The sequence below is a fragment of the Pseudomonas sp. EL_65y_Pfl2_R96 genome, from assembly GCF_963970905.1.
In the GTDB taxonomy this organism is placed as follows: Bacteria; Pseudomonadota; Gammaproteobacteria; order Pseudomonadales; family Pseudomonadaceae; genus Aquipseudomonas.
Genome location: NZ_CAXAQH010000019.1, coordinates 16,348 through 36,918, shown reverse-complemented (window position 1 = coordinate 36,918; position 20,571 = coordinate 16,348). Strand labels below are relative to the sequence as shown.

Genomic DNA, 20,571 nt, shown 5'->3' with positions numbered 1-20,571 from the left:
ATTAGTTGAGGCAGAAGGACTTACGCAGAAAAACGCCGCGAACAGGCGCGGCGTTGGAGTAGCGGACTAAGCGAGAAATCAGGCGTAGGTATCGATCAACGTAACGAGCATTTCATCGGATGCCTTGGCGACTTTGACGCCAAGTTCCACCTGGAACTTGCCCTGGGACATCTCGACCATATTGCTGGCCAAGTCCGATTGCTGGCTGCGATCTACCGAGCGCAGACGATCCACCTGAACCTCGGAAGACTGACTGGTGACCGAACGCTCGATGGTGTTGTTGGCGATCTGGCCCGAAGCCTGATCGACGCGGTTCTGCCCTGTCTGAATAGTGCTCAGACCGGCATAAAAAGCGGTGTTTCCTGAGATTTCCATGGGGGAACTCGTCCGACAAAGGATCAACAGCGGCCATTGAACCAGACACGCCGACAAAAGGCCCGACAAAAACACTAATGGCACAGTGCCTTGTCATAGGTAACACCTAACCCAGAAACCTCAGTCCAGCAGATCCAGCTGTAGAAACTCGGCCACCGCTTCGGCTGTCACTGACTTGAGTTTCGGCACCCGACCCAGGCACGGCGCGGGAATGCGCTCGGCCAGCGTCGCGAGGTTCTCTTCCAGGCGCGAGGTCTTGGGATCGATGATGTTGGCCACCCACCCTGCCAGCTGCAAACCATCCCGAGCAATCGCCTCAGCCGTCAGCAGCGCATGGTTGATACAGCCCAGGCGCACGCCGACCACAAGAATCACCGGCAGATCCAGCGCCATCGCCAGGTCCGACAGATTGTCCTGATCCGCCAACGGCACTCGCCAGCCGCCAGCGCCTTCGATCAAGGTGAAGTCCGCCTGCATGTCGAGAATCTGCCGCATCGGGGTCAACAGCGATTGCACGGTCAACGCCACACCAGCCTCCCGCGCCGCCAGATGCGGGGCGATCGCCGGTTCGAACGCGACCGGATTGACCTGTTCATAAGTCAAAGGCACCGAACACTCGGCAAACAATGCCAGCGCATCGGCGTTGCGCAATCCCTTGGGCGTCAGCTCGCAACCGGAGGCCACCGGTTTGCCCGCCGCCGTGCTCAAACCCGCCAATCGCGCGGCATGCAGCAAACCGGCGGCGATGGTGGTCTTGCCGACATCGGTGTCAGTGCCGGCGATGAAATAGGCTGCGCTCATAAGGGTTTCTCCAACACGGCGTAAACCACTTGATAAGTCGCCGGCAGTCCCTGTGCCTGACGAAACTGCTCATAAGCCTCGATCAAGCCGAGGATCCGCGCCCTGCCGGTCAAACCGCCCGGCCGACCGGGGTTCAGGTTGTGCGCCCCGAGTGCCTTCAGCTCATGGGTCAGGCTGCGGACATCGGGGTAATGCAGCACATGCGGCTGAGTTTCGAGGCTGACGACCTTCAAGCCGCTGCCCGCGCAAAGCTGTTGGTAAACACCGAACTCGCGGAAGCGGTTGACATGCACCATGCCATCCACCTGACGCCAGCTGTCGCGCAATTCGTACAGCGTGCCTACACACAGACTAGCAAACGCGAAAATGCCGCCCGGTTTCAGCACCCGATACGCGTCATTGAGCACCGAGGCGAAATCCGCGCACCATTGCACCGCCAGGCTGGAGAAGATCAGGTCGCAGGTCGAATCCTGCAACGGCAAGCGCTCGGCGTCACCCGCGATGAAATGGGTGGCGCCACCCAAGGGACGGGCGTGATTGAGCATGCCTTCTGCAATATCAAGGGCCAGTCCGTGACCGGCAGGAAAACGCTCACCGAGCGCACGGCTGAAATACCCGGTGCCGCAGCCCATATCCAGCCAACGAGCAGGGACAAAATCCTCCGGCAACCGACGCAACAACTCGCTGCCCACGTCGCGTTGCAATTCGGCCACGCTATCGTAACTTGCCGCAGCACGGGAAAAGGACGCCGCCACCTGGCGTTTGTCGGGCAAGCCGCCGGGCAGGTTGGGAAGGGATAAATCAGTCATCACCGAACTCATGCAAAAAGGCCTGAATCGCCCCCGCCACACCGTGGGGGTCTTCCAGAAGAAACGCGTGACTGGCCTGTTCAATCAGACCGATTTCAACATCCGGCAGTAACGTCAGCAGATCCCCCGCCGCTTCGGCCGGAACCAGCCCGTCGAGGCCGCCAAACAAGTGCAATTGCGGACCACGAAACGCCTGCAACGCTCGCAGGGTGTCCAGTTGTGCGAGCAACTCCAGGCCGCTTATCAGCACCGGCGAAGACGTATGCGGTGCACCAGCAAGCAAGAGTCGCGATATCCCGCGTGGGTCTGCGGCGCCTTGTGCGCACAACAGCGAGAAGCGTTTCAACGTCATGCGCAGGTCAGCCTTGCAGCCGGCCAGAAACGCATCGAAGGTCTCGCCGGGCATCGCGCTCGGCCACTGCTCATGGGCGACAAAAGAAGAGTTACTCGCCAGGGTTACCAGGCCGCAGCAGCGGTCACCGCGTCGCGCCGCCAATTCGGACGCCAGCATGCCGCCCAACGACCAGCCACCGAGCCAGGCATCCTGTGGCAACGTGGAGTCCAACTCATCAAGCCATTCTTCAAGGTCGCTCGATTCCAGTTCCGGCAATGGCTCGATCTCGACGCGCAGGTGCTCATCCAGGCCCTGCAAGGCAGCCGCCAAGGGTTCCAGCGGCGAAATCCCGAGACCCCAACCCGGCAGCAGAATCAGACGATCACGCATGGCTTGGCTCCGGTCCCAGTTGTTGAAAACAATCGGCCAGTCCATCTAACAATAGCTGTACCTGCGCCTCGCTGTGAGCGGCGGTCAGGGTTACGCGCAAGCGTGCGCTGCCCGCGGGCACAGTCGGTGGACGAATCGCTGTCACCATCAGGCCGCGTTCGCGCAGCATCTGCGACAGTCGAACCGCACGCCCGGCGTCGCCGATCATGATCGGCTGGATCGGCGTGAAGCTGTCCATCAACTCCAGACCAATCTGTTCGGCGCCTTGGCGGAACTGGCGAATCAGCGTCTGCAGATGCTCACGTCGCCAGTGTTCACTGCGTAGCAGCTCCAGGCTTTTCAGCGTCGCGCAGGCCAGCGCCGGCGGTTGGCTGGTGGTGTAGATGTAAGGGCGAGCGAACTGGATCAGGCTTTCGATCAGCTCTTCACTGCCAGCCACAAAAGCACCGGCCGTACCGAAAGCCTTGCCGAGGGTGCCGACCAAGACCGGCACGTCTTCCTGACTCAGACCGAAATGCTCGACGATCCCGCCGCCATTGGCGCCCAGCGGACCAAAACCGTGCGCGTCATCGACCATCAGCCAAGCGCCTTTGGCCCTGGCTTCCCGCGCCAGCGCCGGCAGGTCGGCGATGTCGCCGTCCATGCTGAACACGCCATCGGTAACCACCAGCGTATTGCCGGTGGCCTTCTCAAGGCGCTTGGCCAAGCTGGCCGCGTCGTTATGCAGATAACGATTAAAACGCGCACCGGACAACAACCCTGCATCCAGCAACGACGCATGATTGAGTCGGTCTTCCAGCACTGTATCGCCCTGCCCGACCAATGCGGTGACCGCGCCAAGGTTGGCCATGTAACCGGTGGTGAACAGCAGCGCTCGTGGGCGCCCGGTGAACTCGGCAAGAGCTTCTTCCAACGCGTGATGCGGACCGCTGTGGCCGATCACCAGATGCGAAGCACCACCGCCCACGCCCCAACGCGACGCGCCGGCGCGCCAGGCTTCGATCACTTGCGGGTGATTGGCCAGGCCCAGGTAGTCGTTGTTACAGAACGCCAGCAACGGCTGACCATCAACCACCACTTCCGGGCCTTGGGGGCTTTCGAGCAATGGGCGCTGGCGATAAAGGTTTTCGGCACGACGGGCAGCAAGGCGCGCGCTGAGATCGAAAGACATGCAGGCCTCGAAGGTCATTTCACAATCTGATGCAGGAACAATGGACTTGGCTGGAAACCGAGTCGCGGCCATCGCGGGCAAGCCACGCTCCCACAGGTTCTACGCAGTTCCTTGTGGGAGCGAGCCTTCTCGCGATGAGGCCATGACATCCAACATCTATGTTGAATATCTAATTGCTATCGCGAGCAGGCTCGCTCCCACAGGGGTTTTGCATTCCTTCAGAGGAATCGGTGAAGGTTTCAGACAGCAGCGTTATAGAACTGCTCGCTGCTCTTCTGCTCCACCAGTGCCTGTTCGATGGCGGCCTGGTGCACTTCGTCGGCGTGCTCTTCGCGAGCTTCCGGCAGGATGCCCAGACGCGAGAACAGCTGCATGTCCTTGTCCGCCTGCGGGTTGGCGGTGGTCAGCAGTTTTTCGCCGTAGAAAATCGAGTTGGCGCCGGCAAAGAAGGCCAGGGCCTGCATCTGTTCATTCATCGCTTCGCGGCCGGCGGACAGGCGCACGTGGGATTTTGGCATCAGGATGCGGGCGACCGCGAGCATGCGGATGAAATCGAACGGATCGACGTCGTCGGCATTTTCCAGCGGCGTGCCGGCGACTTTCACCAGCATGTTGATCGGCACCGATTCCGGATGCTCTGGCAGGTTGGCCAGCTGGATCAGCAGGTTGGCGCGATCGTCGAGGGACTCGCCCATGCCGAGAATGCCGCCGGAGCAGATCTTCATCCCCGAATCACGCACGTAGGCCAGGGTTTGCAGGCGCTCGCTGTAAGTGCGGGTGGTGATGATGCTGCCGTAGAACTCCGGCGAGGTGTCGAGGTTGTGGTTGTAGTAGTCCAGGCCGGCTTCGGCCAGGGCGACGGTCTGGTCCTGATCGAGACGGCCGAGGGTCATGCAGGTTTCCAGGCCCATGGCCTTCACGCCTTTGACCATCTCCAGCACGTAAGGCATGTCTTTGGCCGACGGGTGTTTCCACGCCGCGCCCATGCAGAAACGGGTCGAACCGATGGCCTTGGCGCGAGCGGCCTCTTCGAGGACCTTCTGCACTTCCATCAGTTTTTCTTTTTCAAGGCCAGTGTTGTAGTGGCCCGACTGCGGACAATATTTGCAATCTTCCGGGCACGCGCCGGTCTTGATCGACAGCAGGGTGGAAACCTGGACGCGATTGGCGTCGAAATGCGCGCGGTGCACCGTTTGCGCCTGGAACAGCAGGTCGTTGAATGGCTGAACGAAGAGTGCTTTGACTTCGGCCAAAGACCAGTCATGACGCAGGGTTGCAGTGGTGCTGGCGCTCATGGGCGTTTCCTTGTTTATGCTTGGCAAGCGGCTGGGGAATGGAATACCCACAGACGCGACACGGATGTTCGGCATATTTAAGGAAGACTCATGCACTGTCAACCACGATACGAAGGACCGGTTTACATCTGGTTAAAAAACAAACAATTCTGTTTGCTCTGCGCAGAAGCCGCAGACGACACCACGCCGATCTGCATGGCCTGTGAAACCGAGTTGCCCTGGCTGGGCGATCACTGCCAAACCTGCGCCCTGCCCTTGCCCGCCACGGGCCTGACGTGCAGCCAATGCCTGAAACAACCGCCCGCCTTCGAGCGGGTCGCCGCGCCCTGGACTTACAGCTTTCCCGTCGACAGTTTGATCACCCGTTTCAAGCACAACGCAAAGTGGCCGTTCGGCCGCCTGCTCGGCGAACTGCTCGCTCAGTTCCTGCAACATCGCCTCGATGAGGACCTGGATCGGCCCGACGCGCTGATACCGGTGCCGCTGGCCTCCAAACGTCTGCGCCAGCGGGGTTTCAACCAGGCGGCGATGCTCGCCCGCTGGCTCAGCACCAACCTCGACATTCCTTGCGATGAAACGCTGTTGCTGAGGATTCAGGACACCAGCGCGCAACAAGAGCTGAATGCCGACGCCCGTAAAAAGAACCTGCGCCACGCCTTTGCCCTGGCGCCCGCGGCCTCGATCAAGGGTCGTCACTTCGCGTTGGTCGACGACGTGCTGACCACCGGCGCCACCGCCCAGGCCCTGGCTCGCCTGTTGATGGAGGCGGGTGCCACGCGGGTCGACGTCTATTGCCTGGCCCGTACCCCAAAACCTGGCGATGGGGCCTGACTTGACTCTCGTGCGCCAAGCCGCCAACGTCCTCCCCATCGCCACAGCCCAAAGCGTCTCGCCATGTCCTTGCCTACGTTGTTGTCCCAACACATTGTCCGTCGCCCGCAGCGCATCGCGTTGCTGCAACACATCGCCGAACAAGGCTCGATCACCCGCGCCGCGAAAAGCGCGGGCCTGAGCTACAAGGCGGCGTGGGATGCCATCGACGAACTGAACAACCTCGCGCAGAAACCGCTGGTGGAGCGCAGCGTCGGCGGCAAGGGTGGCGGTGGCGCCAAGTTGTCCAGCGAAGGCGAACGCGTGTTGCGCCTGTATCAAAAGTTGCAGGCCTTGCAGGCTCAGGTGCTGGAAGCCGCCGAAGAGGCCAGTGACCTGGACCTGCTCGGTCGGCTGATGCTCAGAACCAGCGCGCGCAACCAACTGCACGGCAAGGTCGTGGCGATCGATACACAGGGGCGCAACGACCGGATCCGCCTTGAACTGGCTGAAGGTTTGCTTATCGATACGCAGATCACTCACGACAGCACTCTGCGCCTGGAACTGGAAACCGGCACCGAAGTGGTGGCACTGATCAAGGCCGGCTGGCTGGAACTGCTGAGCGTCGATCAAACCACAACACCCGGCGACAACTCCCTGAAGGGCACGGTCGAAGAAATCCTCGACGCCGAAGACGGCCCCAGCGAAGTGCGCATCAGCCTGCCCAATGGCCAGACACTTTGCGCCCTGGCCGAGCCGCTGCACCTGAAAACCCTCGGGCTTGCCGCCGGTAAACCGGTGCAGGTGCAGTTCGCGCCGTCCAACGTGTTGCTCGGCACACCGCTGTAGGAGCTGCCGAAGGCTGCGATCTTCTGATCCTGATTTTAAGATCAAAAGATCGCAGCCTTCGGCAGCTCCTACGAGGCGACTGCAACAAAAGCTTCATCGATCACCATTAAGGTGGCTGCAAAAACCCGCAGGGAGCCTGATGTGAGCCTATTAGAAGACAACCAACCCACCGACCTCGAAAAAATGGTCGGCCTCAGCCGTCGTGGCTTCATCAGCGCTGGTGCCCTCTGCGGTGCAGCGATGTTTCTCGGTGGCAACCTGCTGAGTCGTAGCGTGCTGGCCGCCAGCGTCAGCGCCGGCTCCAGCAAATTGTTGGGCTTCGACAGCATCGCCGCCGCCACCACCGATACCATCACCCTGCCGCCGGGCTACAAATCCTCGGTGCTGATCAGCTGGGGCCAGCCTCTGCAGAAGAATGGCCCGGTGTTCGACCCGAGCGGCAACGGCACGGCCGAGCACCAGGAAGTCCAGTTCGGCGACAACAACGACGGCATGAGCCTGTTCGAATTCCCCGGTGACAGAGACCGGGCGTTGATGGCGATCAACAACGAATACACCAACTACCGCTACCTCTATCCCCACGGCGGCATGCCGCAATCAGCGGCAGAGGTGCGCAAGGCCCTGGCCTGCGAAGGCGTGTCGGTGATCGAGGTACAGCGCAAGAACGGCCAATGGCAATTCGTCCAGGGCTCGCGCTACAACCGGCGTATTCACGGTAACGCGCCGATCAGCCTGAGTGGCCCGGCCGCCGGTCACGAGCTGCTGAAAACCAGCGCCGACAAACACGGCAAGAACGTCCTCGGCACCTTCCAGAACTGCGCCAACGGCAAGACGCCGTGGGGCACTTATCTGACCTGCGAAGAGAACTTCACCGACTGCTTCGGCAGCAGCAATGCCGAGCAAAAATTCGACGCCGCGCAGAAGCGCTATGGCGCAGTGGCGGCCAGCAAAGAGATCAACTGGCACCAGCACGATGAACGCTTTGACCTGGCGAAGAACCCCAACGAGCTCAACCGCCACGGCTGGGTGGTGGAAATCGACCCGTTCGATCCGCAATCGACGCCGGTCAAACGCACCGCGCTGGGCCGCTTCAAACATGAAAACGCAGCCCTGGCCGAAACCAACGACGGTCGCGCCGTGGTGTACATGGGCGACGACGAACGTGGCGAGTTCATCTACAAATTCGTCAGCCGCGACAAGATCAACCACAAAAACCCCAAGGCCAACCGCGATCTGCTGGATCACGGCACCTTGTACGTGGCGCGCTTCGACGCGGGCGACGGCAGTGCCGACCACCCGAAAGGCCAGGGCCAGTGGATCGAACTGACCCACGGCAAGAACGGCATCGACGCCAGCAGCGGTTTTGCCGACCAGGCCGAAGTGCTGATTCACGCACGCCTCGCAGCCAGCGTGGTGAATGCAACGCGCATGGACCGCCCGGAATGGATCGTCGTCAGCCCCAAGGACGGCCAGGTCTACTGCACCCTGACCAACAACGCCAAGCGCGGCGAAGAAGGCCAGCCGGTGGGCGGTCCGAACCCGCGCGAGAAGAACGTCTATGGGCAGATCCTGCGCTGGCGCACCGACCGCGACGATCACGGTTCGAATAGCTTTGCCTGGGACCTGTTTGTGGTCGCCGGCAACCCGGGCGTCCACGCCGGTACACCGAAGGCCGGTTCGTCGAACATCACCCCGCAGAACATGTTCAACAGCCCGGATGGCCTGGGCTTCGACAAGGCCGGGCGCTTGTGGATTCTCACCGATGGCGATTCAAGCAATACAGGCGACTTCGCGGGCATGGGCAATAACCAGATGCTCTGTGCCGACCCGGTGACTGGCGAGATCCGCCGCTTCATGGTCGGGCCGGTAGGTTGTGAGGTGACGGGGATCAGCTTCTCACCGGATCAGAAAACCTTGTTTGTCGGGATTCAGCATCCGGGTGAAAGCGGTGGGTCGACGTTCCCTGAGCATCTGCCCAACGGTAAGCCGCGGTCTTCGGTGATGGCTATTTCCCGTGAGGATGGCGGGATCGTCGGCGCCTGATAGGGCCTCTTCGCGGGCAAGCCCGCTCCCACAGGGATCTCCTGCGTGTGACAAATAGTGTGCACACCCAAGATCCATGTGGGAGCGGGCTTGCCCGCGAAGGCGTCGGTGCGAACAACACTTACCTCAACCCAACCACTAAAGAAGCCCCGTCTGCGCTACCATGCTTGGCCGGACGCGGCAGCCTGCCGCGCGCAGGAGTCAGCATGGCCCACCCGTTTGCAACCCTCACCCCAGACCTCGTGCTCGATGCCGTCGAAAGCATCGGCTTTCTCAGCGACGCGCGCATTCTGGCGCTCAACAGCTACGAGAACCGCGTCTATCAGGTCGGCATCGAAGACTCCGAGCCACTGATTGCCAAGTTCTACCGCCCGCAGCGCTGGACCAACGAAGCGATCCTCGAAGAGCATCAGTTCACCTTCGAACTCGCCGAGTGCGACGTGCCGGTGGTCGCGCCGATGATCCACAACGGTGCCAGCCTGCACGAACACAACGGTTTCCGTTTCACCCTGTTCCCCCGCCGTGGCGGCCGCGCACCGGAGCCGGGCAATCTCGATCAGCTGTATCGACTGGGCCAGTTGCTCGGTCGTCTGCACGCGGTCGGTGCTACCAAACCGTTCGCACACCGAGAAGCGCTGGGGGTGAAGAACTTCGGTCATGACTCGCTGACCACATTGCTCGAAGGCAATTTCGTTCCCAAAAGCCTGCTGCCCGCCTACGAGTCCGTGGCCCGCGACCTGCTCAAGCGCGTGGAAGAGGTCTACCAGGCCACGCCGCACCAGAACATCCGCATGCACGGCGATTGCCACCCCGGCAACATGATGTGTCGCGACGAGATGTTCCACATCGTCGATCTCGACGACTGCCGCATGGGCCCGGCGGTGCAGGATATCTGGATGATGCTGGCGGGTGATCGTCAGGAATGTCTGGGGCAGTTGTCGGAATTGATGGATGGCTACAATGAATTCCACGACTTCGATCCACGAGAACTGGCGCTGATCGAACCGCTGCGCGCCTTGCGGCTGATGCACTACAGCGCCTGGCTCGCCCGTCGCTGGGACGACCCGGCCTTCCCTCGCAGCTTTCCATGGTTCGGCACCGAGCGCTATTGGGGCGATCAGGTGTTGGCGTTGCGTGAGCAATTGGCAGCACTCAATGAAGAGCCACTGAAGTTGTTCTGACGAACACAAATCCAATGTGTGCGGGCTTGCTCGCGAATACGGTTTCACACTCAACAGAGATGCTGACTAAATGACCGCATTCGCGAGCAAGCCCGCTCCCACAAACGTTCACAACACATTAAGGCAAATCTCCTTACAATCCCCTCTTTGTTAGCTGCCTAAGCAAGGATTCTCATGCAAGCCGCCAACCCGCGTCGCGGGTACATCCTGGGCCTGAGCGCCTACATCATCTGGGGACTGTTCCCGCTCTACTTCAAAGCCATCGCCAGCGTGCCCGCCGTGGAGATCATCATCCACCGAGTGCTTTGGTCCGCGCTGTTCGGCGCGTTGCTGCTGCTCGTCTGGAAGCATCCCGGCTGGTGGCGCGAGCTGCGCGAGAATCCGCGACGGCTGGCGATCCTGGCGCTGAGCGGCACACTGATCGCGGCCAACTGGCTGACTTACGTCTGGTCGGTGAACAATGGACGCATGCTTGAGGCCAGCCTTGGCTACTACATCAACCCGCTGGTGAACGTGCTGTTGGGGATGCTGATTCTCGGCGAACGGCTACGGCGCATGCAGTGGATCGCGGTGGGGCTGGCGGCAGTCGGTGTCGCGCAGCAAGTGTGGCAAGTCGGCAGTCTGCCGTGGGTGTCGCTGGTGCTGGCATTGACCTTCGGCTTCTACGGCCTGATCCGCAAGCAGGCACCGGTCAAGGCATTACCGGGGCTGGTGGTGGAAACCTGGATGCTGGTGCCGATTGCCGTCGCCTGGCTGCTGTTCAATCCGACGGCCACCAGCGCGCAAGCCGAATTCTGGACCTCCTCCGAAGCCTGGTGGCTGGTGGCCGCCGGCCCGGTAACGCTGGTGCCACTGGTGTGTTTCAACGCCGCTGCACGGCACTTGCCCTACACCACTCTCGGATTTCTCCAATACCTGGCGCCGACGCTGGTGTTGCTGCAAGCCGTTCTGCTGTTTGGCGAGCACTTGTCGTCCAGCACGTTGGTGGCGTTCATCTTTATCTGGGCAGGTCTGGCGGTTTACAGCATCGACGCGTGGATAAGTCTGCGCCGTCGCCGCTGATCAGAAAACGTACAAACATCTACAGGCCACGTCCGACGTGGCCTGCATCCATCCTTCCCAAGGTTATCCACAGTGTGATCCCCGGTGTCTGTGCGCAAGTCACTGAAACTGCTGGTTTTTTGATCAGAGCCCGAAGAGTCCCGGCCGACGTGGCCTGGCGGGGTGTCTCTACAGGTTATCCACAGGCAGGTGCACGTATAACTTGGATAACCTGTTCAAGGTTCGCTGCGCAGCACCAATTCGACCATCAGATCGTCCGCCAGGGTTTCCAGGCGCGATTGCAGCACCTCCAGCGACAAGGTCAGTGGTACCGCGAGAATTGCTTCGGCATGGAACAACGGCTCGCTGCTCATCGGCGCCGGCCGCACTTCGGTCACCAGCCGCTCCAGGCTCACCCCCTGCTCACTCAGCAGACGCGTAATGTCTCGCACAATGCCCGGACGATCATTGCCCACCAGTTCCATGGCAATCGGCTTCCAGGTGCAGGATTGTTCGATGCTGCTTTCGGCGATCATCACGCGGATGCCCTGGGTCGACAGTCCCTGTAGGGCGTCTACCAGTTCATCGTAGGCCTCGGCCGGCACACCCACCCGCAGAATCCCGGCGAACTGCCCGGCCATGCGCGACATGCGGCTCTCCAGCCAGTTGCCGCCGTGCTCGGCAATGCATTGGGCAATACGCTCGACCTGCCCGGGCTTGTCCGGGGCGAATACGGTGAGTACGAGATGGTCCATGGCGCAGCCCTCTTGTCATGACTTTTGTTATAGAACAGCAAGTATAGGCAAGGGCTGGCTCTGCGTGGACGGGGCTTGCTCGCGAATGAAGGCACCGCCGATTCAGTTGAAGAAACAAATCGTGTACAAGTTTTTAGATTTAACTGGAACAATCCAATAGTTTTTTGAGAACATCCCGTGCCCCGACGTGACTGCACGACGTCGGCGAGTCGCAGAACGACGTAATTAGTCTAATTTTCACAACCGCAATTCATCATGTAGTATGCCGCAGCGCGCACTACATAACGTTGGATCGATGTCTGCCGCAGGCGCCGTCGCAACCCTGAAAGCCCCGTCAGCAAGGCCGCAAGGCCGTTGATCGGACCGAACCCAGCCGCCCGCAATGGCATGTACTGGTAGAAGGGTTTGTGGTTTAAATGGCCAGAGGCTTCATTGTTAAATTGAAGAGCTGAAAAGCGAAATAGCTGAGCAGAGTGAGGCAAGCAATGACTGAACACGTTCAAGTCGGTGGCCTGCAGGTCGCCAAAGTCCTGTTCGACTTCGTGAACAACGAAGCCATTCCCGGTACCGGCCTCACCGCCGACAAGTTCTGGGCCGGTGCCGACAAGGTCATTCATGACCTGGCGCCGAAGAACAAAGCCCTACTCGCCAAACGCGATGATTTCCAGGCTCGCATTGATGCCTGGCACCAGGCTCGTGCAGGTGTTGCGCACGATGCGGTGGCCTACAAAGCCTTCTTGCAAGACATCGGGTATCTGCTGCCAGAAGCGGCCGATTTCCAGGCAACGACGCAAAACGTCGATGACGAAATCGCCCGCATGGCCGGCCCGCAGCTGGTGGTGCCGGTGATGAACGCGCGCTTCGCGCTCAACGCCTCGAACGCCCGCTGGGGTTCGTTGTATGACGCGCTCTACGGCACCGACGCCATCAGCGAAGCGGGTGGCGCGGAAAAAGGCAAAGGCTATAACAAGGTGCGCGGTGACAAGGTCATCGCCTTCGCCCGCGCCTTCCTCAACGAAGCCGCGCCATTGGCTGCCGGCTCCCACGTCGACTCCACCGGCTACAAAATCGTTGACGGCAAACTGGTCGTCGCCCTCAAAGGCGGCAGCAACTCGGTTTTGAAGAGCTCTGGCCTGCGCAACGATGCCCAACTGATCGGTTTCCACGGCGATGCAGCGGCTCCGACCGCAATCCTGTTGAAAAACAATGGCCTGCACTTCGAAATCCAGATCGATGCCAGCACCCCGGTCGGCCAGACCGATGCCGCCGGTGTCAAAGACATCCTGATGGAAGCCGCGCTGACCACCATCATGGACTGCGAAGACTCGGTCGCCGCGGTCGATGCCGATGACAAAGTGGTGATCTACCGCAACTGGCTCGGCCTGATGAAGGGCGATCTGTCGGAAGAAGTCTCCAAGGGCGGTCAGACCTTTACCCGCACCATGAACGCCGACCGCACTTATACCGGTGTCGACGGTAAAGAACTGAGCCTGCATGGTCGTTCGTTGTTGTTCGTGCGCAACGTCGGTCACCTGATGACCATTGACGCGATCCTCGACAAAGACGGCAACGATGTGCCGGAAGGCATTCTCGACGGTCTGGTGACCTGCCTGGCAGCGATCCACAGCCTGAACGGCAACAGCGCGCGCAAGAACAGCCGCACTGGCTCGGTCTATATCGTGAAGCCGAAGATGCACGGCCCGGAAGAAGCGGCGTTCACCAACGAGCTGTTCGGGCGCATCGAAGACGTACTGGGCCTGACACGCAATACCCTGAAAGTCGGGATCATGGACGAGGAGCGCCGTACCACGGTCAACCTCAAGGCCTGCATCAAGGCCGCCAGCGAGCGTGTAGTGTTCATCAATACCGGTTTCCTCGACCGCACGGGCGATGAAATCCACACCTCCATGGAAGCCGGCCCGATGGTGCGCAAGGCCGACATGAAGGCCGAGAAGTGGATCGGCGCCTACGAGAACTGGAACGTCGACATCGGTTTGAGCACCGGCCTGCAAGGTCGCGCCCAGATCGGTAAAGGCATGTGGGCCATGCCCGACCTGATGGCGGCGATGCTGGAACAGAAGATCGCTCACCCGATGGCCGGTGCCAACACGGCCTGGGTTCCATCGCCGACTGCTGCTGCACTGCACGCATTGCACTATCACAAGGTCGATGTGTTCGCCCGTCAGGTCGAACTGGCCAAACGTGCGCGCGCTTCGGTGGACGACATCCTGACCATCCCGTTGGCTGTGAATCCGAGCTGGACCGCGGAGCAGATCAAGAATGAACTGGACAACAACGCCCAGGGCATTCTCGGTTACGTGGTGCGCTGGATCGACCAAGGCGTGGGTTGCTCGAAAGTGCCGGATATCAATGACGTCGGCCTGATGGAAGACCGTGCGACGCTGCGCATTTCCAGCCAGCACATCGCCAACTGGCTGCGCCACGGCATCGTCACTGAAGATCAGGTGATGGAAAGCCTCAAGCGCATGGCGCCAGTGGTTGATCGTCAGAACGCCAACGACCCGCTGTACCGCCCGCTGGCACCGAACTTCGACAGCAATATCGCCTTCCAGGCGGCAGTCGAACTGGTCGTCGAAGGCACCAAGCAGCCGAACGGCTACACCGAGCCGGTTCTGCACCGTCGTCGTCGCGAGTTCAAGGCCGCCAACGGCCTTTGAGTAAACGCTGACGCCGGACGTGAAAAAGCCCTGATCGAGAGATCGGGGCTTTTTTTTACGCCGCGGTCCCTTGTGGCGAGGGAGCTTGCTCCCGCTCGACTGCGCAGCAGTCGTAAACCCTGTGTATGCGGTGTATCAGATCGCTGGTTTTGGGGCGGCTGCGCAACCCAGCGGGAGCAAGCTCCCTCGCCACAAAAAGCTGCCAGCCTGGAGGTCCGCGCTACACATCCATCCCCAGCTCATGCTTGACCAATTCAAGCAATTTTTCGCTATCGATAGGCTTGAGCAGAAAGTCCACTACGTGCAAATGCATGGCTTCGATCGCATCCTTCACGTCGGCATCGCCGGAAACGATGATGATCGGCAACGCCGCACGCGCCGACTCCCGCACCTGACGAATCAGTTCCAGGCCATCGACGTGCCCCATCCGCAGGTCAGTAATCACCAGACCAATCGACGGCTTCGCCTCCAGCAATTTGAGCGCCGTTTCGCCGCTGGCCGCCGTCATGCAGTGAATGCCATCCAGCCCCAGAATTTCCGACAGCAGCTCCCTGGCATCCTTATCGTCATCGACGATCAGCACCCGCTGCGGCGGCAAATCTGGTTCCAACATGACGGCACTGAGCGCTTCGCGCTCGGCATCACTCAAAATATCGTGGTCGGACATGGCGTTCTCAACGTTTTCGGCTCGATCCCTGGCACAGTGGTCAGACATCGCGCGGCAGAGCTTCAATGTGCACTTCGTCGGAAATCTTTCCAATAGACAATGTAGGAGGTTTTTCCCACAGTTGTGTCAGACATTTCCCATATTCAGACCACAGCCCTGCCTACCTAGACTTACGTCCAATGGGCACCCCGCCCGCAGGGGTCGACCATGGCTGGAACAATCCGACACAACAATTCGAAAAAGACTGCGGTAATGGTTATGAGTAAAGCGGACGCCTTCACCCAGGCAGGGAAAACCGCGGTGTTGCAGAACATCCAGGGTACTTTGCAATTCCTCCAGCGCTTCCCGCCCTTCAATCAGATGGAAAACGCCCACCTGGCTTATCTGGTGGAGCAATGTCAGCTGCGTTTTTATGCCCCCGGCGAAAGCATCATCAAACCCGCCGATGGCCCGATTGAGCATTTCTACATCGTCAAACAGGGCCGGGTCGTGGGTGAACGCCCGCACACGGCCAAGGGCGAGACCGAAACCACCTTCGAAATCACCACCGGCGAGTGTTTCCCCCTCGCCGCGCTACTGGGGGAACGAGCGACTCGCACCGAACATCTGGCGGCCGAAGACACCTTTTGCCTACAGCTGAACAAGCTGGCGTTCATCAAACTGTTCGCACTGTCCAGCCCGTTTCGCGACTTTGCCCTGCGTGGTGTCAGCAGTTTGCTGGATCAGGTCAACCAGCAAGTCCAGCAAAAAGCTGTGGAAACCCTCGGCACCCAGTATTCGCTCAATACCCGGTTGGGCGAATTGGCCATGCGCCACCCGGTAACCTGCAGCCCGATTACCCCCCTGCGTGAAGCCGTGACGCTGATGCACGATCAGCAAGTCGGGAGCATTGTGGTGGTCGATGAGCAAAAAGCGCCGCTGGGCATTTTCACCCTGCGCGACTTGCGACATGTGGTGGCCAACGGCACCAGCGACTTCAATGAAGCGATCGAAGGGCACATGACCCGGGCGCCGTTTTACCTGACGCCGGACCACAGCGCCTTCGATGCCGCGATTGCCATGACCGAGCGGCACATCGCCCACGTCTGCCTGGTCAAGGACCAGCGCCTGTGCGGCGTGGTCTCGGAACGCGACCTGTTCTCCCTGCAACGGGTCGATCTGGTGCACCTGGCACGAACCATTCGCAGCGCCCAAAAGCTGGAAAACCTGGTGGCGATGCGCGGCGAAATCGGCCAATTGGTGGAGCGGATGCTGGCCCACGGCGCATCCTCGACCCAGATCACCCACATCATCACCTTGCTCAACGACCATACCGTGTGCCGGGTGATCGAACTGGTGCTCGCCGAGAAAGGCGACCCCGGCGTGCCGTTCAGTTGGCTGTGTTTCGGCAGTGAAGGCCGCCGCGAGCAGACGCTGCACACCGATCAGGACAACGGCATTCTGTTCGAAGCCCGCGACGCGGCCCACGCCGCCGAGATTCGCGGCAAGTTGCTGCCCATCGCCCAGCAGATCAATCAGAACCTGGCGCTGTGTGGTTTCACTTTGTGCAAGGGCAACATCATGGCCGGCAACCCCGAGCTGTGTTTGTCCCGGGCCGAATGGGCGCGACGGTTTGCGGCGTTTATCCGCGAGGCGACACCGGAGAATCTGCTGGGGTCGAGCATCTATTTCGACCTGCGCGTGGTCTGGGGCGACGAGCGAGGCTGCGAACAGCTGCGCCAGGGCATTCTCGATCAGGTCGGCGACAACCGGTTGTTCCAGCGCATGATGGCCGAGAATGCCCTGCGCAACCGTCCGCCCGTAGGGCGTTTCCGCGAATTCGTGCTGGCACGCAAGAATGGCGAGAAAGCCACGCTCGACCTGAAGCTTCAGGGCCTGACCCCTTTCGTCGACGGTGCTCGAGTGCTGGCCCTGGCCCACGGCATCGACGCCAACAATACCCTGGAGCGCTTTCGCCAATTGGTGGACAAAGAGGTCATCGAACGGTTGGACGGCGCCGCCTATGAAGAGGCGTATCACTTCATCCAGCAAACCCGCATGCAGCAACATCAGCTGCAGACCCGGGAGAATTTGCCCTACTCCAACCGCGTCGATCCGGACAGCCTCAATCATCTGGACCGACGCATCCTGCGTGAATCCCTGCGCCAGGCTCAACGCCTGCAAAGCAGCCTGACCCTGCGGTATCAGTTATGAGCCTGTTTTCATGGCTGCGTCCGGCCAGTCCCGTTTTGCCCGGCGAACTGCAACAACGTCTGGAGCGCTTGCCGGCCGTGGCCGAGCTGGGCGACTGCAGCCTGCGCGAGCAACGCTGGGTGGTACTCGACCTGGAAACCACCGGGCTGAACCTGAATAAAGACCGGCTGTTGTCCATCGGCGCGGTGGTGATCGAGGACGGGGCGATCGATTTCAGCCAGCAGTTCGAACGCACGTTGCAATGCACCGAACTCAAACTCGGCCCTAGCGTATTGATTCATGGGTTGGGCCCGAGCGCCATCGCCGCCGGCAGTGACCCTGCACAGGCCTTACTCGAGTTCATGGAGTTTGTCGGCGACAGTCCGGTGTTGGCCTTTCATGCACCGTTCGACCAGCACATGCTGGGGCGCGCGCTGAAAGAACATCTGGGCTACAAGTTGCAGCATCCGTTTCTGGACGTGGCAGACATCGCCCCGCTGCTCTGCCCACAGGCGCATTTTCGCGAGGCCGGGCTGGACGAGTGGATCGACTGGTTCAAGCTGGAGGTCTTCGAGCGGCATAACGCCAGTGCCGATGCCTTGGCGACGGCGGAGCTGGTGCTGATTTTGTTCAGCCGGGCACGACAGCAGCAGATTCATAGCCCGTTGAATTTGCAGCAGCGGCTGAGTCAGTGGAAGCGACGGCGGCAGGCTCCGTCTTTTTGAGTTTTATGACGCCTGTTCTGGCGCCTTCGCGGGCAAGCCACGCTCCCACAGGTATTGCGTCGTGCGCCGATTTCGCGAACGACGCAATACCTGTGGGAGCAAACTCCTACACTTCGTTCCATGTTCAGCCGTGAGCTTGCGCTTGAGCTCAAGCATTAAAGCGCTATGCTGCCGACACTGCCCACGATCGAGATCGTCGCCATGTCCGTCCCCAGCATGACCTTGTTCCACAACCCCGCGTCGCCTTTTGTTCGTAAAGTCATGGTGCTGCTGCACGAAACCGGGCAAACGAACCGTGTGGCACTGCAAGCCAGCCAGCTCACGCCCGTCAGCCCGGATCCGGCCCTCAACGAAGACAACCCGTTGGGCAAGATTCCGGCGCTGCGCCTGGCCGACGGCAATGTGTTGTACGACAGCCGGGTGATCCTCGACTACCTCGATCACCAGCACGTCGGCAATCCTCTGATTCCTCGTGAAGGCTCGGCGCGCTGGCGGCGTTTGACCCTGGCTTCTCTGGCTGACGGGATCATGGATGCCGCAGTGATGATTCGCTATGAAGTAGCCCTGCGCTCGCCGGAAAAACATTGGGACACATGGCTCGACAGTCAGCGCGACAAGATTCGTCGCGCCCTGGCGCTGCTGGAGGCCGATGCGATTGCCGAGCTGACCAGCCATTTCGATGTGGCGGCGATCAGTGTTGCCTGTGCCTTGGGTTATCTGGATCTGCGCCATCCGGATCTGGAATGGCGCAAAGAGAATCCGAAGCTGGCGGAGTGGTATTTCGAGGTGAGTCAGCGGCCTTCGATGATCGCGACGATGCCCAAGGTTTAGATTCTCGGCAACTGTGTCGGCCTCATCGCGAGCAGGCTCGCTCCCACATTTGATCTTTGGTATGCACAACCTTTGTGTTCACTGGAGATCTTTTGTGGGAGCGAGCCTGCTCGCGATGGCACCACGCCGGATCCAACGGAAACAACCCGGCAATCCGCGTCGCCAACACCTCGCCCACCCGCTGATCTTCGCGCAACCCCAACGACCGGCTCATTCCACCGCCCCAATATCAAACGCCAGCGGCTTGGCGGACTTTTGCCCGATCCCGTACCAGTCCAGCTTGCGAGTCAGCACCATAAACACGCCCAGCAACCCGAACAGCAGCAGCGAGCCCATCAACAGCGCGTAATCCTCGGCACTCAATAGGCCGTAGAGCAAGCCATACAACGCCGCCAACCCCGCCGAAAAGCTCAAGCCGTGAAGCACGCTGCGCAGCACATGGCAGACATAGAACCCGATCAACGCCACACAGCCACTCGCCGACAACAGATACGCCAAGGCAAAGCCGATGTGTTCGGACAGCGACAGCAGCAACAGGTAGAAGAACGCCAGCGCCACGCCCACCAACGCGTATTGCACCGGGTGTACCGCCAGGCTTTTCAGCACTTCGAAGAGGAAGAAACCCGCGAAGGTCAGGACGATGAATAGCAACGCGTATTTGATTGCCCGGTCGCTTTTCAGGTACTGGTCCACCGGGTCGATGAAACTCACGCCGAAACTGCGACCGCTGAACGCCTCACACTGGCCGCCAGACACGCAACTGTTCAACGCTTCTTGCAGGTTGGTGGAGAAAAACGAGGTCTGCCAATTGGCGGTGAAGCCCTGATCGGTGATTTCACGCTGGGCCGGCAGGTAGTTACCGATGAAGCTGGGATGAGGCCAGTTGGCGGCCAGTGAAACCTTGCTGGTCTTGCCCACCGGGAGAATCTGCAACTGGCCGGTGCCTTGCAGGCGCAAGTCGAAACCGAATGCCAATTCCGTGGCCTGCCTGGTGTCCAGCGCTGGCAGCGTGACGTGCACACCCTCGCCCAACCAGCCCACTTGGCTACCCGGTACAAAGTCCAGGCTCTGGCCATTGAGTTCGAGTTTCAGGGCATTTTCGATGCCGCGAATGTCGCTGATGCCGACAGCCAGGAACGGCTGATCGAAGCGGTAATCGGCGAAGTCTTCCTTGATGCCCAGTTGTGCCGGGACCGAGAAATGCCCGCTGATGCGGTTGTCGGCGTGAAACAACCGCGCCTCGTAGATACCCCGGGCACGCAGTTCAGTCTGGACCTGGCCGTCCAGTTCAAAGCGCTCCGGCAGGAAATACAAACGCCCGCGCTCCTCGCCGACATCCTGGTAACGCTGGTTGGTTTTTTCATTGGTTTTCCAGGTGCGCACCGTTTTGCGATAGGGCACCACCATCAGCGGACCGCTCAGTTGCTGGCTATAGCTGGAACTGCGGGCGATGTCTTCGAGCACACCGTCGCGCAGTTGTTGCCGATCCTGGATCACGCCGTTGATCATCAGCAACGGGATCAGCAACAACAGAATCAAAAGGGCAATCGCCCCGAGTTTTAGGGTCAGGCTACGGTTCATGGGACTCTCCCTGTTTGGATGGGGAGAGTCTGGGATTCGTATATGGAGGATGTATGTGGGGAA

General features: G+C 60.4%; 18 protein-coding genes. 9 read left to right on the top strand and 9 right to left on the bottom strand.

Annotated features, from left to right (window positions below; genetic code table 11):
- Window positions 1-78: 78 nt before the first annotated feature.
- From AACY49_RS19005 to bioB, 6 genes are all read right to left on the bottom strand, one after another.
- Window positions 79-375: a pyrroloquinoline quinone biosynthesis protein PqqE gene (locus AACY49_RS19005; RefSeq protein WP_339525714.1), complete on the bottom strand. Its 297-nt coding sequence runs from the start codon at window positions 373-375 to the stop codon at window positions 79-81.
- A 120-nt stretch (window positions 376-495) separates the two neighbouring features.
- Window positions 496-1,176 carry a dethiobiotin synthase gene (gene bioD, locus AACY49_RS19000; protein ID WP_258698761.1) on the bottom strand — a complete coding sequence of 227 codons (681 nt, stop codon included), beginning with the start codon at window positions 1,174-1,176 and terminating at the stop codon, window positions 496-498.
- Window positions 1,173-1,985, bottom strand: a complete 813-nt coding sequence (bioC, locus tag AACY49_RS18995; protein WP_320393109.1) for a malonyl-ACP O-methyltransferase BioC — start codon at window positions 1,983-1,985, stop codon at window positions 1,173-1,175. The genes bioD and bioC overlap by 4 nt, the downstream gene beginning before the upstream one ends.
- Entirely contained in the window at window positions 1,978-2,709 is a 732-nt protein-coding gene (locus AACY49_RS18990) for an alpha/beta fold hydrolase (protein ID WP_258698759.1), read from the bottom strand. The genes bioC and AACY49_RS18990 overlap by 8 nt, the downstream gene beginning before the upstream one ends.
- Window positions 2,702-3,880 (bottom strand): 8-amino-7-oxononanoate synthase, encoded by a 1,179-nt coding sequence (bioF, locus tag AACY49_RS18985; protein WP_339525710.1) that lies wholly within the window; start codon window positions 3,878-3,880, stop codon window positions 2,702-2,704. Before bioF ends, AACY49_RS18990 begins: the two co-directional genes overlap by 8 nt.
- Before the next feature lie 239 nt (window positions 3,881-4,119).
- On the bottom strand, window positions 4,120-5,175 hold the full coding sequence (gene bioB / locus AACY49_RS18980) for a biotin synthase BioB (protein ID WP_008008198.1): 1,056 nt from the start codon (window positions 5,173-5,175) through the stop codon (window positions 4,120-4,122).
- Between the two features lie 90 nt (window positions 5,176-5,265).
- Here bioB and AACY49_RS18975 point away from each other — a divergent pair, with 90 nt between their 5' ends.
- The 5 genes from AACY49_RS18975 to rarD all read left to right on the top strand — a co-directional run bounded on the left by AACY49_RS18975 (window position 5,266) and on the right by rarD (window position 11,120).
- On the top strand, window positions 5,266-6,006 hold the full coding sequence (locus AACY49_RS18975; RefSeq protein WP_258698757.1) for a ComF family protein: 741 nt from the start codon (window positions 5,266-5,268) through the stop codon (window positions 6,004-6,006).
- A 63-nt stretch (window positions 6,007-6,069) separates the two neighbouring features.
- Entirely contained in the window at window positions 6,070-6,834 is a 765-nt protein-coding gene (locus tag AACY49_RS18970; protein ID WP_258698756.1) for a TOBE domain-containing protein, read from the top strand.
- A gap of 141 nt (window positions 6,835-6,975) precedes the next feature.
- Window positions 6,976-8,877, top strand: coding sequence for a PhoX family protein (locus tag AACY49_RS18965; RefSeq protein ID WP_339525707.1), 1,902 nt, complete (start codon window positions 6,976-6,978; stop codon window positions 8,875-8,877).
- Window positions 8,878-9,083: 206 nt separating this feature from the next.
- Complete coding sequence (locus tag AACY49_RS18960) at window positions 9,084-10,058, top strand: serine/threonine protein kinase (protein WP_258698754.1); 975 nt, start codon at window positions 9,084-9,086, stop codon at window positions 10,056-10,058.
- Window positions 10,059-10,232: 174 nt separating this feature from the next.
- Window positions 10,233-11,120 (top strand): EamA family transporter RarD, encoded by an 888-nt coding sequence (gene rarD / locus AACY49_RS18955; protein WP_339525704.1) that lies wholly within the window; start codon window positions 10,233-10,235, stop codon window positions 11,118-11,120.
- Window positions 11,121-11,335: 215 nt separating this feature from the next.
- On the opposite strand, the gene AACY49_RS18950 is transcribed toward rarD, so the two are convergent.
- Window positions 11,336-11,854, bottom strand: a complete 519-nt coding sequence (locus AACY49_RS18950; RefSeq protein WP_007936467.1) for a glycine cleavage system protein R — start codon at window positions 11,852-11,854, stop codon at window positions 11,336-11,338.
- A 485-nt stretch (window positions 11,855-12,339) separates the two neighbouring features.
- Here AACY49_RS18950 and AACY49_RS18945 point away from each other — a divergent pair, with 485 nt between their 5' ends.
- Window positions 12,340-14,532, top strand: a complete 2,193-nt coding sequence (locus tag AACY49_RS18945) for a malate synthase G (RefSeq protein ID WP_339525699.1) — start codon at window positions 12,340-12,342, stop codon at window positions 14,530-14,532.
- Between the two features lie 220 nt (window positions 14,533-14,752).
- Here AACY49_RS18945 and AACY49_RS18940 read toward each other — a convergent pair whose 3' ends face one another.
- The gene (locus AACY49_RS18940; RefSeq protein WP_258698751.1) at window positions 14,753-15,199 is read right to left on the bottom strand and encodes a response regulator; all 447 of its coding nucleotides are present in this window, start codon (window positions 15,197-15,199) and stop codon (window positions 14,753-14,755) included.
- Window positions 15,200-15,451: 252 nt separating this feature from the next.
- On the opposite strand from AACY49_RS18940, the gene AACY49_RS18935 reads away from it, so the two are divergent.
- From AACY49_RS18935 to AACY49_RS18925, 3 genes are all read left to right on the top strand, one after another.
- Window positions 15,452-17,392, top strand: coding sequence for a putative nucleotidyltransferase substrate binding domain-containing protein (locus tag AACY49_RS18935; RefSeq protein WP_339525697.1), 1,941 nt, complete (start codon window positions 15,452-15,454; stop codon window positions 17,390-17,392).
- The gene (locus tag AACY49_RS18930; RefSeq protein WP_339525695.1) at window positions 17,389-18,096 is read left to right on the top strand and encodes a 3'-5' exonuclease; all 708 of its coding nucleotides are present in this window, start codon (window positions 17,389-17,391) and stop codon (window positions 18,094-18,096) included. The genes AACY49_RS18935 and AACY49_RS18930 overlap by 4 nt, the downstream gene beginning before the upstream one ends.
- Window positions 18,097-18,297: 201 nt before the next feature.
- Window positions 18,298-18,927 carry a glutathione S-transferase gene (locus tag AACY49_RS18925; RefSeq protein WP_258698748.1) on the top strand — a complete coding sequence of 210 codons (630 nt, stop codon included), beginning with the start codon at window positions 18,298-18,300 and terminating at the stop codon, window positions 18,925-18,927.
- Window positions 18,928-19,137: 210 nt separating this feature from the next.
- Here the strand turns inward: AACY49_RS18925 and creD are convergent, their stop codons facing one another.
- Window positions 19,138-20,508 carry a cell envelope integrity protein CreD gene (creD, locus tag AACY49_RS18920; RefSeq protein ID WP_339525692.1) on the bottom strand — a complete coding sequence of 457 codons (1,371 nt, stop codon included), beginning with the start codon at window positions 20,506-20,508 and terminating at the stop codon, window positions 19,138-19,140.
- Between the last annotated feature and the right edge of the window lie 63 nt (window positions 20,509-20,571).